At 36.6% G+C, this 19,146-nt stretch carries 21 protein-coding genes and 3 pseudogenes; 6 read left to right on the top strand and 18 right to left on the bottom strand.

What is annotated here, in order from left to right:
* Positions 1 to 26 precede the first annotated feature (26 nt).
* From gltX to FC37_RS02190, 3 genes are all read right to left on the bottom strand, one after another.
* The gene (gene gltX / locus FC37_RS02200) at positions 27 to 1,526 is read right to left on the bottom strand and encodes a glutamate--tRNA ligase (RefSeq protein WP_056945457.1); all 1,500 of its coding nucleotides are present in this window, start codon (positions 1,524 to 1,526) and stop codon (positions 27 to 29) included.
* A 75-nt stretch (positions 1,527 to 1,601) separates the two neighbouring features.
* The gene (gene radA, locus FC37_RS02195; protein WP_025005237.1) at positions 1,602 to 2,978 is read right to left on the bottom strand and encodes a DNA repair protein RadA; all 1,377 of its coding nucleotides are present in this window, start codon (positions 2,976 to 2,978) and stop codon (positions 1,602 to 1,604) included.
* Complete coding sequence (locus FC37_RS02190) at positions 2,978 to 3,529, bottom strand: dCTP deaminase/dUTPase family protein (RefSeq protein ID WP_025005238.1); 552 nt, start codon at positions 3,527 to 3,529, stop codon at positions 2,978 to 2,980. Before FC37_RS02190 ends, radA begins: the two co-directional genes overlap by 1 nt.
* 136 nt (positions 3,530 to 3,665) lie before the next feature.
* Between FC37_RS02190 and FC37_RS02185 the strand changes: the two genes are divergently transcribed.
* The 4 genes and pseudogenes from FC37_RS02185 (at position 3,666) to FC37_RS02170 (ending at position 7,123) form a co-directional block, all read left to right on the top strand.
* The gene (locus FC37_RS02185; protein WP_025005239.1) at positions 3,666 to 3,968 is read left to right on the top strand and encodes a GNAT family protein; all 303 of its coding nucleotides are present in this window, start codon (positions 3,666 to 3,668) and stop codon (positions 3,966 to 3,968) included.
* Positions 3,969 to 4,298: 330 nt separating this feature from the next.
* Positions 4,299 to 5,648: an aminopeptidase C gene (gene pepC / locus FC37_RS02180; protein ID WP_025005240.1), complete on the top strand. Its 1,350-nt coding sequence runs from the start codon at positions 4,299 to 4,301 to the stop codon at positions 5,646 to 5,648.
* 153 nt (positions 5,649 to 5,801) lie between these two features.
* Positions 5,802 to 6,624: pseudogene (locus FC37_RS02175) on the top strand (RhaT/GlcU family sugar-proton symporter).
* Between the two features lie 182 nt (positions 6,625 to 6,806).
* Positions 6,807 to 7,123, top strand: a pseudogene (locus FC37_RS02170) (hypothetical protein).
* Positions 7,124 to 7,189: 66 nt separating this feature from the next.
* Here the strand turns inward: FC37_RS02170 and FC37_RS02165 are convergent.
* The 6 genes and pseudogenes from FC37_RS02165 to FC37_RS09960 form a co-directional block, all read right to left on the bottom strand.
* On the bottom strand, positions 7,190 to 8,125 hold the full coding sequence (locus FC37_RS02165) for an AAA family ATPase (protein ID WP_025005243.1): 936 nt from the start codon (positions 8,123 to 8,125) through the stop codon (positions 7,190 to 7,192).
* Between the two features lie 103 nt (positions 8,126 to 8,228).
* A complete protein-coding gene (locus tag FC37_RS02160; RefSeq protein WP_025005244.1) occupies positions 8,229 to 8,909 on the bottom strand; it encodes a 2,3-bisphosphoglycerate-dependent phosphoglycerate mutase in 681 nt (226 codons plus the stop codon).
* Between the two features lie 12 nt (positions 8,910 to 8,921).
* Positions 8,922 to 9,104, bottom strand: a complete 183-nt coding sequence (locus tag FC37_RS02155) for a DUF308 domain-containing protein (protein ID WP_025005245.1) — start codon at positions 9,102 to 9,104, stop codon at positions 8,922 to 8,924.
* Between the two features lie 8 nt (positions 9,105 to 9,112).
* Entirely contained in the window at positions 9,113 to 10,012 is a 900-nt protein-coding gene (locus FC37_RS02150; RefSeq protein ID WP_025005246.1) for a cation diffusion facilitator family transporter, read from the bottom strand.
* A gap of 62 nt (positions 10,013 to 10,074) precedes the next feature.
* Entirely contained in the window at positions 10,075 to 10,755 is a 681-nt protein-coding gene (locus tag FC37_RS02145; RefSeq protein ID WP_025005247.1) for a histidine phosphatase family protein, read from the bottom strand.
* 39 nt (positions 10,756 to 10,794) lie between these two features.
* Positions 10,795 to 11,404: pseudogene (locus FC37_RS09960) on the bottom strand (sulfite exporter TauE/SafE family protein).
* Between the two features lie 145 nt (positions 11,405 to 11,549).
* Between FC37_RS09960 and FC37_RS02135 the strand changes: the two are divergent.
* Together FC37_RS02135 and FC37_RS02130 are read left to right on the top strand one after the other, a co-directional pair.
* On the top strand, positions 11,550 to 12,209 hold the full coding sequence (locus tag FC37_RS02135) for an HAD family hydrolase (RefSeq protein WP_025005248.1): 660 nt from the start codon (positions 11,550 to 11,552) through the stop codon (positions 12,207 to 12,209).
* A gap of 41 nt (positions 12,210 to 12,250) precedes the next feature.
* Positions 12,251 to 12,835 carry a DJ-1 family glyoxalase III gene (locus tag FC37_RS02130; RefSeq protein ID WP_025005249.1) on the top strand — a complete coding sequence of 195 codons (585 nt, stop codon included), beginning with the start codon at positions 12,251 to 12,253 and terminating at the stop codon, positions 12,833 to 12,835.
* Between the two features lie 98 nt (positions 12,836 to 12,933).
* Here the strand turns inward: FC37_RS02130 and rpsI are convergent, their stop codons facing one another.
* The 9 genes from rpsI to rpsK form a co-directional block, all read right to left on the bottom strand.
* On the bottom strand, positions 12,934 to 13,329 hold the full coding sequence (gene rpsI / locus FC37_RS02125; RefSeq protein WP_003625832.1) for a 30S ribosomal protein S9: 396 nt from the start codon (positions 13,327 to 13,329) through the stop codon (positions 12,934 to 12,936).
* Positions 13,330 to 13,344: 15 nt separating this feature from the next.
* The gene (gene rplM, locus FC37_RS02120; RefSeq protein ID WP_025005250.1) at positions 13,345 to 13,788 is read right to left on the bottom strand and encodes a 50S ribosomal protein L13; all 444 of its coding nucleotides are present in this window, start codon (positions 13,786 to 13,788) and stop codon (positions 13,345 to 13,347) included.
* Positions 13,789 to 13,901: 113 nt separating this feature from the next.
* Positions 13,902 to 14,681, bottom strand: a complete 780-nt coding sequence (gene truA, locus FC37_RS02115) for a tRNA pseudouridine(38-40) synthase TruA (RefSeq protein WP_056945456.1) — start codon at positions 14,679 to 14,681, stop codon at positions 13,902 to 13,904.
* Positions 14,682 to 14,683: 2 nt separating this feature from the next.
* The gene (locus FC37_RS02110; RefSeq protein WP_025005251.1) at positions 14,684 to 15,481 is read right to left on the bottom strand and encodes an energy-coupling factor transporter transmembrane component T family protein; all 798 of its coding nucleotides are present in this window, start codon (positions 15,479 to 15,481) and stop codon (positions 14,684 to 14,686) included.
* Complete coding sequence (locus FC37_RS02105; protein ID WP_025005252.1) at positions 15,481 to 16,332, bottom strand: energy-coupling factor transporter ATPase; 852 nt, start codon at positions 16,330 to 16,332, stop codon at positions 15,481 to 15,483. The genes FC37_RS02110 and FC37_RS02105 overlap by 1 nt, the downstream gene beginning before the upstream one ends.
* Positions 16,308 to 17,159, bottom strand: a complete 852-nt coding sequence (locus tag FC37_RS02100) for an energy-coupling factor transporter ATPase (protein WP_025005253.1) — start codon at positions 17,157 to 17,159, stop codon at positions 16,308 to 16,310. Before FC37_RS02100 ends, FC37_RS02105 begins: the two co-directional genes overlap by 25 nt.
* A gap of 183 nt (positions 17,160 to 17,342) precedes the next feature.
* The gene (gene rplQ / locus FC37_RS02095; RefSeq protein WP_003625821.1) at positions 17,343 to 17,726 is read right to left on the bottom strand and encodes a 50S ribosomal protein L17; all 384 of its coding nucleotides are present in this window, start codon (positions 17,724 to 17,726) and stop codon (positions 17,343 to 17,345) included.
* A gap of 26 nt (positions 17,727 to 17,752) precedes the next feature.
* Positions 17,753 to 18,691 carry a DNA-directed RNA polymerase subunit alpha gene (locus FC37_RS02090; RefSeq protein ID WP_025005254.1) on the bottom strand — a complete coding sequence of 313 codons (939 nt, stop codon included), beginning with the start codon at positions 18,689 to 18,691 and terminating at the stop codon, positions 17,753 to 17,755.
* A 45-nt stretch (positions 18,692 to 18,736) separates the two neighbouring features.
* Positions 18,737 to 19,126, bottom strand: a complete 390-nt coding sequence (gene rpsK / locus FC37_RS02085) for a 30S ribosomal protein S11 (protein WP_003625817.1) — start codon at positions 19,124 to 19,126, stop codon at positions 18,737 to 18,739.
* Positions 19,127 to 19,146 lie beyond the last annotated feature (20 nt).

The following is a 19,146-nucleotide window of genomic DNA, read 5'->3' as shown; positions in this document are numbered from 1 at the left end:
CAGCTTCTTTTTCTAATCGTCTTTAATTAAAGACCATTTTCACTCATTTGCTTTAAGGTTAAGTCGATGTGTTCAACCACACGCTTCTTACCCAAAAGTTCCATAGCTTCACCAATACCAGGGCCCACCATTGAACGAGTAGTAGCAATTCTGATTGGCATAAAGAGCTTTCTGCCCTTAACGCCAGTTGCCTTACGAGTAGCTTGAATAGCACCCATAATTTGAACTGAAGTAAATCTTGGGATAAGGTCTAATTGCTTCTTGAATTCTTCAATTACACCACGACCATCATCATTCTTGATTTCTTCAATTTCTTCATCTGAAAGATCCTTAGTATCTTCAAAGAAGATCCTAGCCATGTCAACGATTTGCTTAGTGTATGACATTTGTACTGAGTAAATGTTAACCAATTGACGAATCCATTCCATCTTTTCTGGAGCTGGATGTTCATCAACTAAACCTGCTTCTTGCAAGTTGTTCAAAGCAAGGTCAAGCAAGGTATCACGATCAGCCTTCTTGATGTATTGGTTGTTAATCCATTCAAGCTTCTTTTGGTCAAATGCAGCAGGTGACTTAGACAAACGAGCTGGATCAAATTGCTTGATGAATTCGCGCTTGTTAAAGATTTCGTTTTCACCCTTTGGTGACCAACCAAGAAGAGTAATGAAGTTAAACATAGCTTCTGGCAAGTAACCAAGGTCACGATATTGTTCAATAAATTGAAGAACTGATTCATCACGCTTAGAAAGCTTCTTACCAGTTTCTGAGTTAATGATCAAAGTCATGTGACCGAACTTAGGTGGTTTCCAACCAAGTGCTTCATAAACAACTAATTGCTTAGGTGTATTTGAAACGTGGTCATCACCACGAAGTACGTGGGTAATCTTCATCAAGTGGTCATCAATTACAACGGCGAAGTTGTAAGTTGGCATACCATCACGTTTTTGAATAACGAAGTCACCACCGATGGTGTCTGATTCGAATTCAAGGTGGCCCTTAACGATATCATCCCATGAGTAGGTTTCCATTTCTGGAATATGAATACGAACAACTGGCTTTAAGCCCTTAGCCTTAGCTTCTTCTTGAGCTTGCTTGATTTCATCAGCAGTCATGCCTTCATATTCATAAGTGTAGTGAGGTGCAACACCCATAGCACGTTGTTCTTCACGTTGAGCTTCAAGTTCTTCTTCAGTCTTGTATGAGTAGTATGCCTTACCTTCATCGATCAATTGATCAATGTACTTTTGGTAAATTTCTTTTCTTTCTGATTGACGGTATGGACCGTAGTCTCCACCTTTATCTGGACCTTCATCCCAGTCAATACCTAACCAGTGAAGGTTTTCCATCTGAGACTTGGAACCACCCTTAACGTTACGTTTTTGGTCGGTATCTTCAATTCTCAATACCATAGTACCCTTGTTATGACGGGCGAATAAATAGTTAAAAAGTGCAGTACGTGCGTTACCAATGTGCAAGTGACCAGTTGGACTTGGTGCATATCTTACACGGATTTTTTCTTTAGCCAAAATTCATGCCTCTTTCAAAATAGTAAATTCAAACAATTTTAGTTTACTCGTTATATAGGAAGAATTCAATCTGTGCTAACCAAAAACTAATTTTAATGCTTGAGGAATACTAGAAACCGGAATTACTTCAATCCCGTTTTCCGTTAAGCTTTGATACATATTGTGTTTAGGAATAAAAATACGTTTAAAACCTACCTTAGCAGCTTCCTTTACTCTTGCTTCGATTTTATCAACGCGGCGTACTTCGCCGGTCAACCCTACTTCACCTACGAAACAATCAGTAGGCGAAATTTCTTTATCGGTATAACTTGATGCAACTGACATTGCAATTGCCAAATCGATTGCCGGTTCATTTAACTTAATACCACCGGTAGCCGTTAAATAAACATCCTGATTTTGAAGCATCAAATTGCCTCTTTTTTCAAGCACGGCTAACAATAATGATGCTTTATTAAAACTAATTCCTGAAGTAGTTCTTTTAGCATAACCAAATGCAGTTGGTGTTACCAAAGCTTGAATTTCTGCCAAAAGCGGACGTGTTCCTTCTAGTGAAACTACCACGGCTGAACCGGTTGAGTTAGGCAGTCTTTGATCAAGAAAAATCGATGATGGATTAGTTACTTCACGTAATCCTTCATTTTCCATCTCAAACATCCCGATTTCATTAGCAGCACCAAAACGATTTTTCACGGAATGCAAAATCCGATACGTATGATGTTCATCCCCCTCAAAATAAAGGACAGTATCCACCATATGTTCCAAAATTTTTGGACCAGCAATTGCACCTTCTTTAGTCACGTGTCCAATTACGAAAACGGTAATCGCGTCCATTTTAGCAATTTTCATCAATTCACTAGTGACTTCACGTACTTGTGAAGCAGAACCGGTCATTGAATCAAGACTTGGTTCATTCATCGTTTGAATAGAATCAATAACGACAAAATCCGGCTTAACATCATTAATCTGTTCGCGAATATCATGCATATCCGTTTCTGGATAAAGCAACATATTGCTTTGACCGACTCCAAGACGGTCCGCTCTCAATTTAATTTGGTTAGCTGACTCTTCCCCTGAAACATAAAGAACCTTATATTTTTCTGCCAAATCACTCATAATCTGCAACATTAAAGTTGATTTACCAATTCCAGGGTCACCACCAATTAAGACAAGAGATCCGGGGACAATTCCGCCACCTAAGACACGGTTTAATTCCTCAGATTTAGTTGGAATTCGCTCTTCTTTTTCCGCCTTAATTTTATCCAAATGAACTGGCTCATTAATTCCCGTTTTTTGAATTAAACGACTGGCGGTTGCCTTAGTAGACCGCTTTTGCACTTCTTCAGTTTCTTTTTCAAATTGATTCCATGCACCACAATTAGGACAGCGTCCTAAGTAACTAGCAGAGATATAGCCACAGGAACGACATTTATATTGTGTTTTTACTCTAGCCATTAATCATCTTCCTCTTCATTAGTTGAACCAAAGCCACTTAATCGCGCACGACTAATCGGATTGTCATCATCGGTTTTTAAATACTTCATAAAAATTCCTTGTGCAATTCGATCGCCTTTATGGATATGCAGTGGACAAACTCCGTAATTTAACATTTGAACAAATAACTCACCCTCATTATTGGGATTATTGTAATAATCTGCATCAATCACACCGATACCGTTAGGTAAAGATAAGTGTTTCTTAAATGTATTGGATGAGCGATTAGCCAAAATTAACACTTCATCCTCTGGCATATAAACTTTTAAACCAGTTGGCACCAAAATCGGCTTTAAAATTTTATCAGCCATTTCAAAATCGCGTTGATACAGTTGATGTCCATTACGAATCAAGCGAAAGATTCTAACGAAATCCAAGCGCCAAATGCTAGGAATAGTGATATCTTCAGCAGCTTCAATATCATAACCCGCACTAGCTAAAGTTTGACGACGTGGTAAATTAATTTCCTTATCTTGATACTTCTTTACTACTTCAAATCCGCGTGTTTTCATTTCGATAACTCCATTTACTACTTTTCATTTAACAGATATATATTCTACAATGTTTTGAGTAAACACAAAATATTTAACTCTCTATTATTTATTACGCAAAAAAGAGTGATTTTTTCTTTTAAAAAGGTGAAATTTTATGTTTGACATTAATAAATCACATCTATCATTTGAAGATCATGATGATAGCAACGTTTTAACCAGTAGCTGGACGATGGATAAAATAAAAAGAAATGACGGTACCGTTTGGGTGATGAATCATTTCTTTATTAATCCTAATTCTAATTTAGAAGAGGCATTAGAAAAGGAAATGCCTACCGCTTTATCCGTTGCCCAAGAATCCGGCTACCCTATTTGGCCACTTGATCCAATAGTTATCAACTATTTTGAAAAGCATCCCGAATTTCACAGTATTTGGTATCATCAGCCTTACACAAAATAAGAGTCCACATACGTGGGCTCTTATTTTCTTTGCAATTGATTATATTTTGCACCATCTGGTAACTTGAAATCTATTTTGTTATAGCCATTCCAAGTCGTTTGTTGCTCTACCAATTTAGTTTCATTATTTTCACTACTACATCTTAATACCCCTGCATCGTACCCATTACTAAAATCGAGATAGGTCGAACTTTTTAATTAATCTTTATCGTGATATAAAATTTTTATATATCTTATCTAAAATAGGTATATCAATACTAATAATAGACTACTTCCTTTTTATCAGCTAAAATATAAAATAAAGAGGTATACATTAAAAGGAGGATTTTTAATGGCAAAAGAAATTAATAATGATACCATTGCAAAATTTGAAAATGATTTAATCAATCATCCTGTTTTTAACGTTGCAAGTCACGCAGCACAAGAAAATGGCATTTACAAAGCAAGTCAAAACTTACAAACTAAGATCGACCTAGACCCAACTTTCTCAATTGAAATTGATACTGGTAAGCCAGCTGATCAAAAACAATCAGGCCGTTGCTGGATGTTTAGTGCTTTAAACACTATGCGCCACCCATTACAAAAGAAGTTTAAGTTAAAGGACTTTGAATTATCTCAAAACTACACTAACTTCTGGGATAAATTTGAAAAATCTAACTGGTTCTTTGAAAACGTAATTGCAACAGCTGATAAAGACTTAGGCGATCGTAAGGTTTCATTCTTATTCACTACCCCACAACAAGATGGTGGTCAATGGGACATGCTTTGCGGCATCATCGAAAAATACGGTATTGTGCCAAAGAGCGTTTACCCAGAAACTGCTAACGCAACTAATTCAAGTGCATTAAACGATACTTTGAACACTTTGCTTCGTAAGGACGGTCTTGAATTACGCAGACTTGTTAATGCTGGCAAATCAGAAGACGAAGTACAAGCTCGCAAAGAAGAAATGTTAAACGATGTCTTCCGTGTTCTCGCAATTTCACTTGGTGTTCCACCAAAGAAGTTCAACTTTGAATACCGTGATGATGATCACAATTATCACATCGACAAGGACATTACACCTAAAGAATTCTTCGATAAATATGTTGGTATGGATTTAGCTAACCACATTTCAACTATCAATGCCCCAACCAGCGATAAGCCTTTCCACAAGGTATTCTCAGTTGAATACTTGGGTAACGTTGAGGGCGGTCGTCAAGTTCGTCACTTGAACTTAAAGGTTGATGAAATGAAGGATTTAATCATCAAGCAATTGAAGAGCGGTGAAGTTGTTTGGTTTGGTTCAAACGTTGTTAAGGATTCTGAACGTCGGGCTGGTCTGCTTGACACTAACCTTTACCGCCGTGATCAATTGTTTGATGTTGACTTCTCAATGTCTAAGGCTGACAAGCTTGACTCAGGCGAAAGCATGATGGACCACGCAATGGTCATCACCGGTGTTGACATTGTTGATGGCAAGCCAACTAAGTGGAAAATTGAAAATTCATGGGGTGAAAAGCCGGGCTTTAAGGGCTACTTCGTAATGAGTGATTCATGGTTTGACTCATTTGTTTACCAAGCAGTTATCAACAAGGATATCTTGCCAGAAGACCTCAAGAAGGCTTACGACGAAGGCAAGGATAACCCAATTCAATTATTGCCATGGGACCCAATGGGTGCTTTAGCATTTAAGTATTAATAAATAATTTTATTCAACATACTTGAAAGACTAGGAATGTAAGTTAGGCATTCCTAGTCTTTTTTCTCCATAAATCAAAATAATTTGCTAGCAATTTAATTTTATTTAGTTTATTATTATGTTTATACTTATAAAAAATAAGTAGGGTGATTTATGAATATACTCATTGCTTTAATTCCAGCACTTGGTTGGGGTATTTTTCCGCTTATTGCTGGTAAAATCAAAAACAGTCAACCTGCTAATGAATTAATGGGATTGGGAACTGGTGCATTAATAGTCGGTATTATTATAGCCATTATCCATCCTACCAATTCCAACCTTACGATATTTTCATTATCATTGATTTCCGGAATCTTTTGGACGATTGGACAATCTGGATAATTTATTTCAATGCGCAATATTGGCATCAGTAAAACGATGCCTTTATCGACAGGTTTACAGTTGATTGGTAATACCTTAATTGGATGCATAATTTTCGGAGAATGGACTAGCAGTTCTCAATATTTAATTGGTACTTTAGCCTTGGTATTAATTATCATTGGCGTTAGCTTGACCGCTCTCAGCAAAGATAAAAGTGCAAAGCTCAAAATAAGAGATATTATTTTATTGCTCTTCACATCAGTTGGTTATTGGATTTATTCATCATTTCCAAAAGCTATTACAGCCGATGCGCAGACCCTATTTTTACCACAAATGATCGGTATTTTTATTGGTATCTCATCAAACCAAGGTATTAAAAGAAAAAACTACCTGGCTTAATATCTTTTCCGGCTTTTCATTCGGTATTGCCGCATTCGCATATATCTTTTCAGCTCAACTAAATGGTGTTATTACTGCTTTTATTTATAGTCAACTTTGCGTAATAATTTCTACCTTAGGCGGTATTTTCTTCATTGGTGAAAATAAGACTAAGTTAGAATTAGTTGCAACTTTCGTTGGCTTGATCTTAATTATCATTGGTGCAGCTATTCAATGAAATACTAAAACTAACAAAGACTCCAGATGATTTATTCTGAAGTCTTTTTGTATTTACTATCAATATCATAAATCTATAATGCTTTCACATTTCCAAGTGCATATTCTTGCTTTATTCAAAAATGAAACATACAATGAAAGCGTATTTAGTAGAGATTATCATTTACCTAGGAGGTAATAAACATGACAGATTATTCAAAGAGACAATTGAAAGCTTTAGACAGATTTTCTAAGAAGATTAGTGACGCTGAAAGTCACTTAGCTAGAATCGAAGATTCAGTTCCTGACCGTCGCAACATGAAACAATTAAGGACATTAAGTCCATTTTAAAGCATGCTAGAAAAGTCGGTGAATATGACGCTAAGATCGATGCTAAAGCTGATGAAAAGCTTGATAAGTTAAGTGATACTGATGGCTACGATATTAAACGTTATCGTGAAGAACACCACTCACTTGAAAAAGCTAAGGAAGTTTTAGCAAAAGCTGGTAAATTAGAATAATTTATTCAGTAAAATAAAAAAGACACAGTTAGGTAAGAAAATCTTACCAACTGTGTTTTTTTGTTTTTACCAAATATGTAACAAACGTGTTGGGTCTAACTTGCTTAAGTTAAACTGATGAACGTGCTGCTTAGAATTTTCTGGAAATTCTTTAATAAAATCAGCAACGTTGTACAGTCCAGTTGAATATGTCCATACACCCTTCACTTTTCTAATTGGGTCAAGCATTTCATTTCTGATTGGGTAAGCAGAAATCAAGAAATGCTTGTGATGAAACTTGAATACAAAGTATGGTAACTTAAATTGTTTTACAGCTTCATCTTCGGTCTTAGCAATTGAAACTACATTGCGATATGTACCATATTTTTCAGTAAACTTTTCATTAAATGAAAAATAGAAATTAGAGATATGCACATGTGGAAAATCTTCTTCTTCCACTTGATCTGGAACTGCAATCACATGTGCATAACTATCTAAATTACTTTCTCTTTGGGACAAAGCGTGATCCATCTGATTAGGGACAATCTTGTGTGCCCAATATGGTACTTCAGGATGGGCTTCATATGAACGATACATTTGCTTAACTACTTCTGGTTTTACCCAGTCATAATGCATTCTTGTCTGGTTACGTTTAAGCAAATTCTCTAATGTATTGTGTTGCATCAAATCAACCACAAAACATTCATAATGATACTTATCCACCCATGACTTAAAATGTTCAATTGCACTTGGAACAATATGCGTTCCATCGACAATTACGGTTTCCCCATGTTCCATCTTGTGTTCTACAAGGTGATCCACCATTTGCTCAGTACGCACTGTTACGTGCCGCGGAATAACTTGGTGTAATACATCCGCATCCTCTTGATAATAAACTGTCAAATCCGCCAATAATAACCTTATTTGATCTCGACTAATCGCATAAGGCGTTAAGTGATGGCGTGCAATAAAAGAAGATTTACCGGAGCCAGGTGCACCTCGTAATAAAAATAATTTACGCATGCCTAATACTCCAAACTAAATATACTAGAAATCATTATAGATTTTACCATAGATACGCGAAAATCATTATTAAGAGCACTAAAAAAATGCAACAAGCTGCATTTTACCCCCGAAGTATTTCTTTTTTAACAATATTTAACTGATCATCCATAGTATAAACAATTGGTTCTGCGTTAGGCACTTCCAAGTTTACAATATCGTGATTGTTAATATTTTCTAGTTTTTTGATTAAAGCTCGCAGGCTTGAACCATGAGCTACTATTAATTGATCTTCTCCATTAAGCAATCTTGAGGCAATGTGATCATAATAATATGGCATCAATCTCTTTTGCGTTTGATGCAAACTCTCTGCACGCGGCATTAAATGTTGATCACACAACTTATAGCGACGATCAATAATTGGCGATCCCTGCTTGGGCGGAATGGAATCAAAACTGCGCCGCCATAATAAAACCTGTTCTACACCAAAGACTTTGCGTGAGATATCCTTGTTGAGGCCTCTCAAGGCGCCATAATGCCGTTCATTTAAGCGCCACGTCTTAGTCATAGGTAGCCACAAAAAATCGCATGTTTCAGCTACAATATTGGCCGTCACAATGGCACGAGATAAGACAGAAGTATGAATATGCGTTGGTGCAAAATCAGAAATAGTATTAATCAATTCACCTGCTTTTTTAGCTTGTTGCTTGCCCTTTTTAGTTAATGGCACATCATTCCAGCCCGTATAAACATTTGCGGCGTTAGCAACACTTTCACCATGTCGAACCAATACTAATTTCGCCATTTTATCGATCCTTTATTTAAGTAAACATCTAACAATCATAACTATACCAGCAATTGTAAAAATTATCCCCAAAATCATAAACGCCTTAATGCCGCCCTTATTATTGGGCTGCTTGCGTCTATTAAAGGCATAAGACATGTCATAGATTCCCATGATTAAAACAATTATCGCTGTAAAAATATTAACTGAGAACATCTTTTCACCTAATCCTCATTAGTCCCACGGCCTGGAACGATCATTTTATCATTGCGTCCACGTTCGCATTCAGCTTGTAACGTCACATGGTTAATACCCAATTTGGCTTTAAGTTTTTTACCAATATCTTGATAAAGATTCTCAAGCTCATCTGCATGAAGATTGCGATCAACATTAATATGGGCATCCATCATAATAAAGTCATCACTATAGCGCCATACATGGACATGGTGAATATTCTTTACTTCTGGAAAAGAAAGCACAATGTCATTAACCGAATTTAAATCAATATCAGGATTTGATTCCATCAATACATTAGCAGCCTTCATCGTGATCTCATAAGCCTCATGTAAAACAAAGACTGAAACTAGAATTGTCAAAACAGGGTCAAGCCAAGTTACATTCCAAAAGTAAATAAAAATCGCACCAATTACAACAGCCACACTAGATAGTGCATCACTAAGCATGTGGATAAATGTTGAACGGACATTTAAGTTTCCTTTAGCATCATGATGCATCGCTAACATAGAAATAATATTGGCGACTAGTCCGATAATTGATACAACTAACATAATTCCACCATGAATATGTTCCGGTTGCCAAAATCTTTGAATAGCTTCGACGAATAATACAACACTGATAACTATTAGCACAACTCCATTAGTAAACGCAGCCAAGGTTTCGGCTCGATCATAGCCAAAAGTCTTTCGTTGATTGCGACTTCTTCTACTAATTAAGTGAGCTACAAAAGATAAAATAATGGCCCCCACATCGCTTAAGTTATGCACAGCATCTGAAAGCAATGCCAGTGAACCTGATAAAATACCACCTAAAAATTCCGCAATAGTAATTATCACATTAAGCAATGTAACAAATACATAACGCTTTGTTGTATGATCTTTATTCATAAATATTTTCCTTCCGTTATCAGTGTACCAAAAAAGCCCTACTTATGCAGTAGGACTTATTTTTACAGTTTTTCGGCATTGACATTGTAATCTACAATTTCAAATTTACCATTATCGTGCAAAATTCCACGAGTGACACTTCCATTATCTGGGAAAATGATATCGTGCTTACCATCGCTCTTATTCCAATATTTAATAGATAAAGTCTTGATAAAATCACCATGAGTTACTAATAAAACTCTTTGTTCATTTTTAGTCACATCTTTTAACACATCGATGGCACGAACCATACGTTTATCTAACTCATCTTTATCTTCGGCTAAGTGTCTTGGATCAGCTCTCTTAGTAGCTTCACGAAATTCACGCAAACCTACTTGGTTGATAATCTTAGCAACATTATCTTCATGCCCTATACCTGCTGCCATTGCTACTTGATCCCAGGTTTGGTTAATATCATCACCTTCAAAAGTTCCGAAGAATACTTCACGAAATTCAGGCAACTTTTTAATTTTACCAATATCTGAGACCAAGTTAGCATCTTTCATTAAATGAACAGTATCAATTGCTCTTTTTAAATCAGATGAATACATATTATCAAAGTGAACTTGACTCAAAGCATTAGCAGTCACTTTTAAATCGTTAATTCCCTTAACAGTCAGTGGTGAATCACACCAGCCTTGCACCTTATTCAATTGATTAAACATGGTTTCACCATGACGAACTAAATAAACTTCTGTTGACATATCAACCCTCCCTTTACATTAATAAACATTGTATCAAACTTAACGAATATATGCTGTATAAAAGAAATATGATGCTTGAACAAATGCAAGTGTAGCAATGAAAATTCGAACTGGCTTCTCTGGCACTCGCCTTAAAATTGCAGGTCCAATATAGCCACCAGCAAACATCCCTATGGCTAATGGTATTGCCTGCAGCCAATAGATGTGCGAAGTAAACATAAAAATAATAAGAGCCACTAAATTAGCAAAACCACAAATCACATTTTTGATTGCGTTAATCACGATGAATTTTTCATTAGTAATGTAGGTCAAAAGCACGAGTACTATTACACCACCGGCTGCACCGAAATAGCCAGTGTAGGCTCCCATTATTAAAAGCGCAATGAAATAGATCACCTTTAACCACATCGGCTGCTTTTTCAAAGACACTGGATGGAAATGAAAGTAAAAGCATGCAACCAATAATTGAACCGACTACAGTAAAAATAGTGTAAAACCAGACCTGTTTCCAATGTCCCTTTAACTCTTTCGTAGAGGAGACAGTTGAACCTATACTAGTCCAAATTAATGCGGCATCGTTTGTTACATTGGCAAAAACCGGCGGAATACCCACAGCTAAAAGCACCGGATACGAGGCAAGTGATGCCATTGATGCAATAGAAGAAAGTAAGCCGCCAGCTACTCCACCTAACAATAAAAAGATTATCGTCCAAATCGTCATTTTCTATTCCCTTTCTTTACATCATCCAATCCATTATAATTCTAGTAGTTACTAACATAAAGGAAGTTATCAAATGTCTACATTCAATACTTTAATTTTTATTCCTGAGGGCAGTCTTTTAAATGAAAAACTAGCTGAAAAAAATGCTCTTCGCCAAACTTTAAAACATTACGGCATAGATTGGGGACCAGCTGAACGGATTAAATATACTAGTTTGCAAAAGCAATTTAAGCTTTTATCCACAGATGAACAAATCGATCTAGCTTTGTCCACATACCTAAAAGAAGATTTAGCTGAAACACGAGCTGTTTTTGCACAAAAAATGCAAGAACAAACTCGCTTAGTTAAAGGCGCTACAGATTTTTTAGATGAAATTACTGGTTCTCTTCGTCTAATTCTACTTGCTAAAGAAACCAAAGCTCAAATTGAGCCACGTCTTGCGCCAACTGAATTACTCAGTTCTTTTAACTTTGCTTATTTTGCAGACGATTTTAAAGATAAGCTGCCTAGTAAAAATATCTTTTTCAAAATATTGAAGGATCATCCTGAGATTGATCCTGACAGTACTCTCGTGATTGGCACAAATCTAGATGAAGAAATTCAAGGCGCAGAAAACGCAAATCTAAAATCTTTATGGCTTGCACCAAAAAAGGATAAAATTCCTATCTCACCTCGTCCTACCCTACATTTAAGCAAATTAGCAGACCTTGATTTTTATCTAGACCTTGATTAATAGTTATAATAAATATATGTCACTTAGAAAGGATGATTTTGATGACAAAAGTTGCTGTTATCTTTGCAGATGGTTGTGAAGAAGTTGAAGGTTTAAGTGTAGTCGATGTATTACGCCGTCTAAATGTTGAATGTGATATGGTCGGCTTGCACAGTAAAGACGTAGATGGTGATCACCACATTAAGTTAACTTGTGACAAAGTTGTGGACAACAGTTTGCTTGACTACGATTTAGTTGCTTTTCCAGGTGGAATGACTGGTTCAGCTAACTTACGTGATGATGAAAAGTTACGCGATTTAATGGTTAAGCGTCATGAAGCTGGAAAGTGGGATGCTGCAATGTGTGCTGCTCCTCGTGCATTAGCTCGCTATGGTGTATTAAAAGATGCTGAGTTCACTTGCTATCCAGGTATTGAAGAAGAATGTGCTAAGTATGATCCAAGCGCTCATTTCAGTGAAAGAATTACTGTCACTGACAAAGAACACAAAGTTTTGACTAGCCGTGGTCCAGCTACTGCTTGGGCATTTGCTTACGCTATTGCAGAAGCACTTGGTGTTGATACTAAGCAATTGAAGCATGGTATGCTTTACGACTACTTAGCTGATAATATTCAAGATAGTTTATAATTTGTGGAAAACTAAGAGCTAAAATGCTCTTAGTTTTTTATTGCACCAAAAAAGCATCCCTGATTGGGATGCTTTTTGTATAAACGTAAATCCAAAGATTAACGTTTTGAGAATTGTGAAGCTTTACGGGCTTTCTTCAAACCTGGCTTCTTTCTTTCCTTCATTCTTGGGTCACGAGTTAAGAAACCTGCCTTCTTAAGTGGACCACGGAAGTCTGGGTCAACTTCAAGAAGAGCACGTGCAATACCGTGACGGATAGCTCCAGCTTGGCCAGAGAAACCACCACCGTTAACATTAACGTGAACGTCGTATTGACCTTCAGTTTCAGTTAATGTTAAAGGTTGCTTTAAATCTTTAACCAAGTTAGGGTATGGAATGTATTGATCAACATCTTTACCGTTAACAGTGATCTTACCGTTACCTGGTACTAAACGAACACGCGCAACTGAATCCTTGCGGCGACCAGTACCTGTGTATGCAGCTTGTTGTGCCATTATTTAACCTCCTAATTAAATTAACTTGTTGATATCTAACTTTTCAGGCTTTTGTGCTTCGTGCTTGTGGTCTTCGCCAGCATAAACATGCATCTTCATGAATTCATGATGACCAAGAGTGTTCTTTGGAAGCATACCCTTAACTGAGATTTCAACCATCTTAACTGGGTTATTAGCAAGCAACTCGCCGTATGAAACAGCCTTCAAGCCACCACGCCATTCTGAGTGGTGGTAGTAGAACTTGTCTGAAGCCTTTTTACCAGTCAACTTAATCTTTGAAGCGTTGATAACAATAACGTTATCACCGGTATCAACATTAGGTGTGTATTGAGGCTTGTTCTTACCTCTCAAAATAGTGGCTACAGCTGCAGAAAGACGACCTAAAGATACGTCGGTTGCATCAACAATGTACCACTTACGTTCGATTTCACTAGATTTTGCTAATGGTGTAGTACGCAATTTAAATTCCTCCGTTTATTTGCAGTTTGAAAACAATAAGTTTCCGGGGCCTATCGTGGACAAACATACTATACTAGAGTACGTCCTTTTTGCTAAAAAGTCAATTATAAATGCTAGTCTAATCTATATTTTTGTGGTATTTCATCATAAAAAACATGATAAAGATAAAGACCACTTGCTTGAGCCGTTTGTCGTACTTCCTGCCTATCTTTAGCGGCAATTACACGCTTTAAATCATGAATTGGACGCCGTCCATTGCCGATTTCAAGCAATGCAGCAACCATAATTCGAACCATATTGTATAAAAAACCAGAACCAATAAAATCGAATATTATTTCATTCTCTTTTTCGTCCTTAACAATGTTTACATAATAAATTGTTCTAACTTTATCTTCTATTTGCCCACCGCTTGCCGCAAAACTAGTAAAATCATGTTTGCCTAACAAGTCTTGCGCAGCTTCTTGCATTTTTTCTACGTCTAGCACATATGGAAAATGTCCTGTATAAAACCGTTTAAATGGATTAACAAAATGATCCAAACTTACACGATAGCGATACCATTTACCTTTAATAGAATATCTAGCATGAAAATTTTCATTAACTATTTCACAATCATTAAAAATAATATCAGTTGGCATCATTGAATTTAACGCCAAGATCATTCGATTAGCTGGAATAGTTTTACCAGGATAATCAAAATGAATTACCTGTCCAACAGCATGAACTCCAGCATCTGTTCTACCAGAGCCTTGAACAATAATGCGTTTTCCCTTAGTCATTTTCTTTAATGCATCTTCAACGGTTCCCTGAACTGTACGTTGATCTGGCTGCAGCTGAAAGCCATGAAATAAATGACCATCATATGCCATTGTCATCTTATATCTAGTTGCCATAATTAATGTGTCCTAAAAATTAACAATAGTCCTACCAACAAAACAAAATATGCCAAAGAAATCAAATCATATTTTGACCAATTTAAAACTCGATATTTGGTTCTTCCTTCACTCCCACGATATCCACGTGATTCCATCGCAGTAGAGAGATCAATCGCTGTCTCAAGTGAGTGAATGAATAATGGGATAAGAATCGGTGCGATTGCTTTAGCTCTTTTTATTAAGCCACCATCATTAAAATCCGCTCCACGTGATCTTTGAGCATTCATGATTTTTAATGTCTCATCAAATAAAGTCGGAACAAAACGTAAAGCAATCGAAATGACGAGTGCAATTTTATCTACAGGAACTTTCACCACTTTTAAAGGCTTAAGTAACCATTCCATTGCATCTGCTATCTCCAGAGGCATAGTCGTCACCGTCATTACTGTGGAAATCAAAATGATTAACGTGAAACGGACAAAAATATATATCGCATTTACGATACCATAGCTTGAAATACTAAATATCCACCAATGCCAAAAAACTTTGCCACCAGTCATAAAAAACAATTGTAATAAGGAAGTAAAGAAAATTAAGCCTATTAAAGGTTTAACACCATTCCAAAACACTCGAGCTTTTAATCCTGTAGCAATTATCGCTAAAAAGCAAAATAAGGTAATAATTGCATAAGTAATAGGATTATTGGCTAAAAAGATGGTCAAAATAAACAAAATAGTGATTAATAATTTACCTCGGGGATCCATTTTATAAACAAGAGAATCACCTGGAATATATCGTCCAATAATTATCTTACTCATTAAACTCCCCCCTGCACATTTTCCTTAATTCCATCAACTAATTCTTTGATTGTCAACGGATTTTCTTTAAATCTGAAGCCCTTTAACGATGATGCAAACAAACTAGAAGTAGGTTCATCTAAATAATGCTTTTTTAACCATTCCTCATTTTCAAAAACTTTTTGTGGTTTATCATGTTTAATCAATTTTCCGTGTTCCATTACTAAAACATCATCCGCATATTTAGCAACATCATCCATATTATGAGTAACCAAAATAACAGTATGACCGGCCTTTTGATAATTCACAAAAATCTGCATCATTTCTTCTCGAGCTCGTGGATCTAATCCCGCTCCAGGCTCATCCAGACAGAGTATTTGAGGTTCATTGACCATTACACCTGCAATTGCAACGCGTCTCATCTGTCCCCCAGAAAGCTCAAATGGAGACTTAGAAATCACATCCGTTGACAACCCCACTTGCTCTAGCCATTTCTTTGCTTTAGCTTCGGCCTCTTTATCACTCATTCCAAAGTTTTTTGGACCAAATTTCACATCATCAAGTACAGTGTTTTCAAATAATTGACTTTCTGGAAATTGAAACACTAATCCTACTTCTTTACGCAGTTTTTTTAAGTTTTTATTTCCAGTTTGGGACGTAATATGATATCCCGCTATATCAATTGTTCCTGAACTCGGTTTTAGCAATGCATTAAAATGCTGCATTAAAGTCGATTTTCCACTACCTGTATGTCCGATTAATGCAATAAAACTATTGTCTAATAATTCAAAAGAAACATTGTCTAACCCTTTTTTCTCCATTGTTGTTCCAGGAGAATAAACATAATTTACATTTTCAAATTTAATTGACATAGATATTGCTTCAACTCATCTTTCGTTTTTACATTCTGGGGCACTCGAATCCCATTTTTATTTAATTCCAGTATTAATTTATTAGTAAATGGAATATCTAACCCTATTTGTTTAAGCATAGAAGTTTTATTAAAAATCTTTTCTGGTGAATCCTGATCAATTATTTCACCATCATTTAAAACAATCACACTATCTGCCATACTGGCTTCATCGATATCATGTGTAATGGAAATAACCGTTAAATCCTTTTTCTGCATCAACTCACTAATTATTTTAAGAACTTGTTTTCTCCCACTCGGATCAAGCATAGAAGTAGATTCATCTAAAATAATAATTTTGGGTTCGACAGCTAGTATTCCAGCAATAGCTATTCTTTGCTTTTGTCCACCAGAGAGATTAGCGGGTTCAGAGTCAATATATTCCAACATGCCTACTTCAGATAAAACGTTCCTTACTGTTTTTATCATTTCTTCTCTAGGTACGCCGCGATTTTCTAAGCCAAAAGCTACGTCATCCCCTACAGTAGCACCAACAAATTGATTATCCGGATTTTGAAAAACTATTCCAACTTTTTCTCTAATATTCCAGATATTTTCAGCCGTCACAGGTGTACCTAAAACCGTAATTTTACTATTAGAATTCTCATCTGGTAACAGTAACCCATTGATCAACTTGGAAATTGTTGATTTTCCGCTACCATTATGTCCAATTAAAGACGTCCATGACCCTTTTTTTACTGTAAAATTAACATCCTTTAAAACAGCTTTTTTTGTATCTGGATAAGTAAACTTGACATGTTGAAACTCAACAGCATCATCCTTAGGCATGCTGACACTTCCCCTCTAAACTACTTATTAGTAATTGTAACAGAAAAAAGAGCAAAAAAAATCATCCATGAAGAGGGATGATTTCTATCATCTAAGCTAGACTAAGCTTTCGCCATCATCTTTACGCTTTTTCTCACTTTCATGGATAATTCTTAATACGTATTAAGTTGTGGTAATTCTGAATTAAACTAATTCAAGAATAACCATTGGAGCAGCATCACCTTTACGAGGAACAGCTAACTTCAAAATTCTGGTGTAACCACCATTGCGATCCTTGTAACGAGGTGCTACATCGCTGAAAAGCTTTTGCAATGCTGACTTAACAACAACTGCATCTTTTTCTTCATGAACATCTGCAACTTCGTTACGTACGAATGCTGCAGCCTTTCTTCTTGAAGCTAAATCGCCGCGCTTACCTAAAGTGATCATCTTTTCGGCAGTCTTACGAACTTCTTTAGCACGAGTTTCAGTAGTAACAATACGTTCGTTCATGATTAATTGAGTAGTCATTTCTCTTAGCATTGCTTTTCTGTGAGCACTATCGCGACCTAATTTACGGTATGCCATGGGTTTGCCTCCTTTATTTACCTACTTTAGTCTTCTTGACGAAGTGAAAGACCTAAGTCGGTTAATTTATTCTTAACTTCTTCCAATGATTTACGTCCCAAGTTACGTACACGCATCATATCTGATTCTGTCTTATCAGTTAACTCTTGAAGAGTGTTAATGCCGGCACGTTTCAGGCAGTTATATGAACGAACAGAAAGATCAAGCTCTTCAATTGTCATTTCGAGTTTCTTTTCTTTCTTATCGTCTTCCTTTTCCACCATTACTTCGCTGAATTTAGTATCTGCATCAGCTGATTCAAATACCTTGAAATGTTCAACTAAAATCTTAGCAGCAAAACTAAGGGCGTCATTAGGCTTGATTGAACCGTCAGTCCAAATCTCAAAAGTGAGCTTGTCAAAATCGTCTCTCTTACCAACACGAGTTGATTCAACTTGGTAGTTAACCTTTTTAATTGGTGAGAATAGAGAATCAACAGGAATTACTCCAATTGGCATGTCATCACTCTTATTGTCACTTGCAGCAACATAACCTCTACCATTTTGCACGGCAATTTCCATGTGCAAGTGTCCACCTTCAGCAATGGTACAAATGTATTGATCCGGATTTAAGACTTGAACGTCTGCATCAACTTTAAGATCATCAGCAGTTACTGTGGCAGGACCTTCAACGTCTAACTCAATAACCTTTCTCTCATCTGAAAGAGACTTTAATTCAAGTTTCTTCAAATTAAGAATAATCTTGGTTACATCTTCTCTGACGCCAGGAACTGTTGAGAACTCGTGTAAAACGCCATCAATTTGCACATAAACAAGTCCAGTACCTGGAATAGAAGTAAGTAAGACTCTTCTTAGAGAGTTACCTAAAGTAGTACCAAAGCCTCGCTCAAGTGGTTCAACAACAAACTTACCGTAAGAATCTTCTTGTTCAACAACGGTAATATTTGGTTTTTCAAATTCAATCATTACTGGGCCCCTTTCAAAACGTAACGTCCTATATCAAGGACAATATTAAACACGACGACGTTTTGGTGGTCTGGAACCATTGTGGGGAACTGGCGTAACGTCACGAATTGCAGTAATTTCAAGACCAGTTGCTTGAAGTGATCTAATAGCAGATTCACGACCAGCACCAGGACCTTTTACAGAAACTTCTACATGTTTCATACCTTGGTCCATTGCACTCTTAGCTGCTGCTTCTGCTGCCATTTGAGCTGCAAATGGAGTAGACTTACGACTACCCTTAAAGCCCAATGCACCAGCTGAAGACCAAGCAACTGCATTACCTTGAACGTCAGTAATCATGACTAAAGTATTATTAAACGTTGAGTGAATGTGTGCCACACCGCTTTCAACATGCTTCTTCACACGACGCTTACGTGCTGTTTTCTTTGCAGGCATCAATAAACCTCCTTATAAAT

The sequence above is a fragment of the Lactobacillus gallinarum DSM 10532 = JCM 2011 genome (assembly GCF_001434975.1).
Classification (GTDB): domain Bacteria; phylum Bacillota; class Bacilli; order Lactobacillales; family Lactobacillaceae; genus Lactobacillus; species Lactobacillus gallinarum.
The sequence above is the reverse complement of the archived record's forward strand: the minus strand, read 5'-3'. Positions and strand labels throughout refer to the sequence as shown.